The organism is Streptomyces sp. SID3212, from assembly GCF_009865405.1.
In the GTDB taxonomy this organism is placed as follows: Bacteria; Actinomycetota; Actinomycetes; order Streptomycetales; family Streptomycetaceae; genus Streptomyces.
Map to the genome: position 1 here is coordinate 1 of NZ_WWJY01000479.1, position 7,392 is coordinate 7,392.

Consider the following 7,392-nt stretch of genomic DNA (forward strand, 5'->3'; position numbering starts at 1 on the left):
GCCCGCCTCCGCCGGTGCCTGGACGGGCACCTGGGCCGCGGCGCCGGGCGGACCCGAGCCGGGCGCGCCGCACGGCTACCCCGGGCGCTCCATCCGCAACATCGTGCACACCAGCATCGGCGGTACGAGCGTCCGGATCACCCTCTCCAACCGGTACGGCTCCAGGGGCCTGCGCATCGGTCACGCGTCCGTCGCCCTGCGCGGGCCGGGCAGCGGGACAGGCGGGACAGGCACGACAAGTACGACAGGCACGACAGGCCGAACCGGCGCGGTCGACGCGACCGACAAGACCACCGCCGGCGGGGGCGGCGCCTCGGCCCTCCCCGGGACCATGCGCCGGGTGACGTTCGCTCACGCGCCCGCCGTCACCGTCCCGCCGGGCGGCCAGGTCGTCAGCGACCCCGTGCCCCTGCGCGTGCCGCCCGGCGGCGATCTGCTGGTGACGGTCTACACCCCGACCGCCGGAGGGCCGGTGACGTACCACCGCAACGCCCTCCAGACCTCGTACCTGGCACGCGGCGACCGTACGGAGGACATCGGCGGACGCGCGTACACCCTGCCGACCACCAGCTGGCGCTACCTGACGGCCGTCGACGTCCTCGCCGCCGACGCGCGGGGCGCCGTGGTCGCCTTCGGTGACTCCATCACCGACGGCGTGGGCTCCCACCCCGACACCGACCGGCGCTGGCCCGACCACCTCGCGGCCCGGCTGCGCGACCGCCACATCGGCGTCCTCAACGAAGGCATCGGGGGCAACCGCCTCCTGGGAAGCGGGGTGGAACGCGGAAAGGGTGCGAGCGGTGTCGTACGGTTCCGCGCTGACGTCCTCGACCGGGCGGGCGTCCGCGCGGTGGTCGTCGACCTCGGCATCAACGACATCCTGGCCGGGCGGGAACGGGACCCCGCCAGGATCGTCGGGGCTCTGGAGGACCTCACCGCCCAGGCGCACGCCCGCGGTCTGCGGGTGATCGGCTCGACCCTGACGCCGTTCGGCGGCTACAGCGGTGACACCGACGCCGGGGAGGTCGTGCGCCAACGCGTGAACGAGGCGATCCGGGCGGGCGGGGTCTTCGACGACGTCGTGGACTTCGACCGGGCGCTGCGCGACCCGTACGCGCCGGACCGGCTGTACCCGGCGTACGACTCCGGCGACCATCTGCACCCGAGCGACGAGGGGTACCGGGTGATGGGCCGGGCCCTGGACCTGGGGGCCCTGGAGGCGCGGAGTCCCGCGCGGTTGTAGGACCGTCCGGGAAAGTCGGCCTTCCGGATCAGAGCTGTTTGCGCTCCGCCTTCTTCTCCAGCTTGAGCCTCTTGCGCTCCTCCTTGAGACGGAGCCTGTCCGCCTCCCTCAGCTTGCGCTTCACCCCGACCCCACCCATCAGCGCGAACCCGGTGACCACCACGCGCGGCGCCCCCGGCTCCACCTCGCCCCCGCCCACCTGGTCGAACCCGCCCATGAAACCGAAGCCGTTGACCTGGACGTGCATCCCCGGCGGCACGACCACGTCGATCCCGCCCATGATCGCCACGCAGCGGATCACCACATCCCGGTCCGTGAACCGCGCCTCCCGCAGGTCGATCTCGCCGCCCGCCTGGAACACGGCGCCCGTGAACGTACGGCCGACCGTCCACGTCCCTTTGCGGCTGAAGCCGCTCCAGAACGCGAACCCGCCGGTGGACGTCGGCTCACCGCCGCCGACCCGGTCCGCCCAGCCGGCGTCGCCGCCGGATCCCACGGCGGACCCGGGGGTGGACCTGGCACCGGACACCAGGTCGGCCGTCGTCCCCGGGGCGGGGAGGTCCCGTACCAGTGGCGCCAACTCGCCATGGGTACGGGCCTGGAGCGCGGCCCCGAGGCGTTCCTCGAACTCGTCCATGTCGAGGCGGCCTTCGGCCATGGCCTCGCGCAAGCGCTCGGCGACCCGCTCCCGCTCGGCGTCGGAGGCACGCGTCTCTGGCTGCTCGCTCGTCATGGAACAAGCCTAGTGCGGGAGCTTCGAACCTTCACCGCCCGTACGGTCAGCTGTTCGACCCGCCACCTCGTCGGCGGCGGAGTCCCCCGCCTCCGGTCTCTCCGCGTACATCTTCGCGATCACCGTCTCGATGTCCGGCTCCCGCACCGACAGGTCCACCAGCGGGTACTCCGCCGCGATCCGCGCCACCAGAGGCGCCGCCGAAGCCGCCGCCGGGAACGCCAGCCACTGGCGCGGCCCCTCCACCTTCACCACCCGCGCCCCCACCACCTCCACCGGAGGGAGTTCACGCTCCAGGTCGACCACCAGCGTCCGCTCGCTCTCGCCCACCTCGTGCAGCCCGGCCAGCGCCCCGTCGTACAGCAGCCTGCCGTGGTCGATCACCATCACCCGCCGGCACAACTGCTCGATGTCGGTCAGGTCGTGGGTCGTGAGCAGCACCGTCGTCCCGCGCTCCACGTTCAACTGCCGCAGGAAATCACGGACCTTCGCCTTGGAGATCACGTCGAGACCAATCGTCGGCTCGTCCAGGTAGAGCACCTCGGGGTCGTGCAGCAGGGCCGCCGCGATGTCGCCGCGCATCCGCTGGCCGAGCGAGAGTTGCCGTACCGGTACGTTCAACAGCTCCCCGAGATCGAGGAGTTCGACGCAACGCTCCAGATTCGCCTGGTACCGCGCGTCCGGGACGCGGTACATGCGGTGCATCAGACGGTACGAGTCGATCAGCGGCAGGTCCCACCACAGCGTGGTGCGCTGCCCGAAGACCACCCCGATGCGCTGCGCCAGGCGCGTACGCTCCCGTGACGGGTCGATGCCCGCGACCCGCAGCCGGCCGCCGCTCGGCGTCAGGATGCCGGTGAGCATCTTGATGGTGGTGGACTTGCCGGCGCCGTTGGGGCCGATGTAGCCGACCATCTCGCCGCGCGGCACCCGGAAGCTGATCCCGTCCACCGCCCGGACCTGCTGCTTCTCCCTGCGGAAGCGGCCCACCTTGCGCCGGACGTCGAAGACCTTCTCGATCCCGTCCAGCACGATGAAATCCGTGTCGTCGTCCACCGGTCCAGCCCCTTCCCTGTCCTTCTCGGTCCTTCTCGGACCTACTCGGCCGCTTTCGGTCCTTCTTCGCTTCGCTAACTGCCCGTACTGCGGTACGACCGCAACCCCACCCGCCACGCCGCCCCCGCCGCCGCGCAGCACACCCCCGCCACCACCGGAGGCAGGAACACCACCACCCCCGGCAGCCCCAACGGGACCTCGCGCCCCAGCACGTACAGCGCCGGGAACCAGTTGACGAAGGCCAGCGGCACCACGAAGGTCACCCCGCGCACCAGGTCCTTCGCGAACAGCGAAGGCGGGTACTGAAGGAGGGTCGTCCCGCCGTACGTGAACGCGTTCTGCACCTCGGCGGCGTCCTGCGCCCAGAACTGGAACGCCGCCCCCGCCACGAACACCGCCGCGAAGATCGCCGTCCCGCTCACGATCATCACCGGGACCATCAGCACCCGCACGAACGTCCAGTCGATGTCCAGCGCGACCAGCGCGTACCCCAGCACCAGCGCGCCCTGGAGGATCCGCCCCAGCCTGCGCGGCGCGAACCGGTCCGCCGCCACCTGCGCCAGTATCGGGACCGGCCGCACCAGCAAGGAGTCGAGCGTGCCGTCGCGCACCCGGCGGCCCAGCCGGTCCATCGAGCCGATGAGGAGATCGGCGAGCCCGAAGGCCGTGCTGGACGTGCCGTACAGGAAGGCGACCTCCGGGAGCGCGTACCCGCCCAGCGAGTCCACGTGGGAGAACATCAGCAGGATCGCCATGAAGTCCAGGGCGCACGCGGTGAACGTCCCGATCGTGGTCATGACGAAGGACGCCCGGTACGCCATCGTGGACCGTACCCACATCGCCACGATCAGCCCGTACGCCCGCACACCGCTGCCCAGCCGGACCCGCCACGACTCCCGGGGGACCCACCGCTCCCCGGCGACCCGCGGCTCACCGGAGACCCACAGCTCCTCAGCCACCCTGCACCACCACCCTCCGCGTCGCCACGCCCTGGAGCAGCCGCCCCAGCGCCAGCAGCGCCACCGCCCACCCCGCCTGGAACCCGTACGCCTCCACCAGCCCCCACCCCGTGTGCCTGCCGAGCAGGACGTCCACCGGGATCTGGAGCATCGACGACCAGGGCAGCGCCTGCGCCACCGCGCCGAGCGCCCCCGGGAACAGGGTCAGCGGCAGCAGCTGCCCCGAGAAGAACATCCCGGTCAGCATCGCCATCTGCGCGACCCCCGCACCGTCCATCAGCCAGAACGCGCTCAGCGCCACCAAATAGCGGATCGCGAAGCTCACCACCACCGCGAGCAGCACGGAGAGCAGGAAGGCTGCCCAGGCCAACGGATTCGACGGCAGCGCCAGATCGAAGGCCAGGGCGCCGAGCACCATCGGCACGATCCCCCGGCCCAGCAGATGGAAGGACGCCCGCCCCAGGTCACCCGCCAGCCACCACAGCTGGAGATCGGCGGGCCGGTAGAGGTCGACGGCGATGTCGCCGGTACGGATCCGTTCGATCAGCTCGTCCTGGAAACTGCCGCCCAGCATGGCGCACGTCATCAGGAGCGCCTGGCCGAGCCACACATAGGTGAGCGCCTGCGCCTGGTCGTACCCGCCGAGCCCCGGCCGCTCGTCCCAGAGCGCGATGTACGTGTACGCCAGGATGAAACCGAAGACAGTGTTGGCGAAGATCCCCGCGAACGTGGCGACCCGGTACGTCGCATAGCGCCGGAACCCACCCGCGGCCACCACGGCGTAGAGCCGCACGACAGCCCCCCTCTCCAAAACGCCCGACCCTAGCCCCCGGCCCGACCCGGCGCGACCGATATTCGGCCCGGCCACCCCACACCCGTACGGCACCGGAAGTGGCAATCCACACAAACCGCCCTGATCCGTTTCCCCGCCCGGACGTGTTTCATGGATGAGCGCAGCGTTTCTTGGGGCTCCGCGACGAATGGCCTGATACGACACCGTTATGCCGGACAGTGAACCGCCGGCGCCCGCCGAGGAGTCTTCATCCACATGAGCGACGAGCCACAGCAACAGAGCTGGGCCCCACGGGACCCCACGGCCACGCCACCGGCCGGGCCGGGGAAGAAGGGCAAGAAAGCCGGGCGTCCCAAGCGCACCGGCTGGCGCCGCCTCTTCCCCAGCTGGCGCATGCTGCTCGGTACGTTCCTCTTCCTCGCGCTGCTCGTCGTCGGCGGCTTCCTCGCGGGCTACCACTTCGTCCACATCCCCGCCGCCAACGCCGCCGCGACCGCCCAGTCCAACGTCTACCTGTACGCGGACGGCACCCCGCTCGCCCGGGACGGCGACGTCAACCGCGAGAACGTCCAGCTGGCGCAGGTGCCGAAGACCGTCCAGCGGGCCGTGCTCGCCGCCGAGGACCGCGGCTTCTACAACGAGCCCGCCGTCGACCCGCAGGGCATGGTCCGCGCCGCGTGGAACACCGCGACCGGCAAGGGCACCCAGGGCGGCTCCACCATCACCCAGCAGTACGTCAAGAACTACTACCTCGGCCAGGAACAGACCGTCACCCGCAAGGCCAAGGAATTCTTCATCGCGATCAAGCTCAACCGCGAGGAGAGCAAGGAACAGATCCTGGAGGGCTACCTCAACACCAGCTACTTCGGGCGCAACGCCTACGGCATCCAGGCCGCCGCCCAGGCTTACTACGGCAAGGACATCGAGGACGTCACCACCGCCGAGGGCGCCTACCTGGCGTCGCTGCTCAACGCCCCCAGCGAGTTCGACGTCGTCGCCCACCCCGAGAACAAGCCCGCCGCCCTCGCCCGCTGGAACTACGTCCTCGACGGCATGGTCAAGGAAGGGTGGCTGAGCCCCGCCGACCGCGCCGCGACGAAGTTCCGCACGCCAGGACCGATCAAGAACACCGCCGCCGGCCTCTCCGGCCAGCGCGGCTACATCGTCCAGGCCGTCAAGGACTACCTGATCACCAACCACATCATCGACGAGAAGACCCTCGCCACCGGCGGCTACCGGATCACCACAACCCTCCAGCGCGGCAAGCAGGACGCGTTCACCCAGGCCGTCAAGGACCAGGTCACGTCCAAGCTCGACCCCGACCGGGCGGCCGACAAGAACGTGCGCGTCGGCGGCGCCTCCGTCGACCCGGCCACCGGCAAGGTCGTCGCGATGTACGGCGGGATCGACTACACCAAGCAGTACGTCAACAACGCGACCCGACGCGACTACCAGGTCGGCTCCACCTTCAAGCCCTTCGTCTTCGCCTCCGCCGTCCAGAACGGCTCCGAGACCCAGGACGGCGAGACCATCACCCCCAACACCGTCTACGACGGCGACAACAAGCGGATGGTCGAGGGCCCCGACGGGCCCACCGGCTACGCCCCCGCCAACGAGGACGACGTCGACTACGGCCCCATCACCGTCAGGACCGCCACCGACAAATCCGTCAACGCGGTCTACGCGCAGATGGCGCAGGACGTCGGCCCCGCCACGGTCAGGAAGACCGCCGTCTCCCTCGGCCTCCCCGCCACCACCCCCGACCTGACCGCGTCCCCCTCCATCGCCCTCGGCCCGGCCACCGCGAGCGTCCTGGACATGGCGGAGGCGTACGCGACCCTCGCCAACCACGGCCGACACGGTACGTACACACTCGTCGACAAGGTCAGCAAGAACGGGGCCACCGTCCGGCTGCCCGACCAGAACCCGAAGCGCGCCATCAGCCGCGAGGCCGCCGACACCACGACGTCCATGCTGCGCAGCGTCGTCGACAGCGGCACCGGCACCGCCGCCCAGGCCGCCGGCCGCCCCGCGGCGGGCAAGACGGGCACGGCGGAGAACGACAAGGCCGCCTGGTTCGCCGGCTACACCCCGAACCTCGCCACCGTCGTCTCCGTCATGGGCGCGGACCCCACGACGGCCAAGCAGAAACCGCTGTACGGGGCGCTGGGCCTGGCCCGCGTCAACGGCGGCGGCCCGCCGGCCCAGATCTGGGGCCAGTACACCGCGGCGGCCCTCAAGGGCACCCCCGTCAAGGCCTTCGACCTGCAACTGGAGGACGGCGCGCAGAGCGCCTCACCCGACCCGCGGACCTCGGACGAACCGACCGACCCGGAGGAATCACAGTCTCCCGACACCCAGGGCGGGACCGACGGCCCGTCCCAGGACCAGAGCCCGCCGCCGGGCCAGGACCAGGGCGGGACGACCGGCACGCCCAGCGGCGGCGACCCGACCACCCAGGGACCGACCGAAGGCACGGCGGCCGGAGGCACGGACGGCGGCACCGACACCGGCGGTACGGGAACGGGCGGCGACGGGACCGGGGGCCAGGACACCGGCGGGGGCACGGGCGACGGCGGGACGGGCGGCGACACCGGCGGCGGCCCGG

Annotated in this window: 6 protein-coding genes; 2 read left to right on the plus strand and 4 right to left on the minus strand. The window is 71.4% G+C overall.

Going from position 1 to position 7,392, the window contains the following annotated elements; genetic code table 11:
• A partial coding sequence (locus GT042_RS14090; protein ID WP_161309047.1) for an SGNH/GDSL hydrolase family protein occupies window positions 1-1,243 on the plus strand: 1,243 nt, incomplete at its 5' end.
• Window positions 1,244-1,271: 28 nt separating this feature from the next.
• On the opposite strand, the gene GT042_RS14095 is transcribed toward GT042_RS14090, so the two are convergent.
• From GT042_RS14095 to GT042_RS14110, 4 genes are all read right to left on the minus strand, one after another.
• A complete protein-coding gene (locus GT042_RS14095) occupies window positions 1,272-1,976 on the minus strand; it encodes a DUF1707 domain-containing protein (RefSeq protein WP_161309048.1) in 705 nt (234 codons plus the stop codon).
• Window positions 1,977-1,985: 9 nt separating this feature from the next.
• A complete protein-coding gene (locus tag GT042_RS14100; RefSeq protein ID WP_161309049.1) occupies window positions 1,986-3,032 on the minus strand; it encodes an ABC transporter ATP-binding protein in 1,047 nt (348 codons plus the stop codon).
• A gap of 74 nt (window positions 3,033-3,106) precedes the next feature.
• Entirely contained in the window at window positions 3,107-3,910 is an 804-nt protein-coding gene (locus GT042_RS14105) for an ABC transporter permease (RefSeq protein ID WP_237530791.1), read from the minus strand.
• A 73-nt stretch (window positions 3,911-3,983) separates the two neighbouring features.
• Window positions 3,984-4,784 (minus strand): ABC-2 family transporter protein, encoded by an 801-nt coding sequence (locus GT042_RS14110; protein ID WP_161309050.1) that lies wholly within the window; start codon window positions 4,782-4,784, stop codon window positions 3,984-3,986.
• A gap of 255 nt (window positions 4,785-5,039) precedes the next feature.
• Here GT042_RS14110 and GT042_RS14115 point away from each other — a divergent pair.
• The coding region (locus tag GT042_RS14115) for a transglycosylase domain-containing protein (protein ID WP_161309051.1) at window positions 5,040-7,392 on the plus strand (2,353 nt) is incomplete at its 3' end.

Bases quoted from the DNA above. Each gene is read 5' to 3' on its own strand.
- GT042_RS14095 (WP_161309048.1), bottom strand. From the start codon at position 1,976: ATGACGAGCGAGCAGCCAGAGACGCGTGCCTCCGACGCCGAGCGGGAG.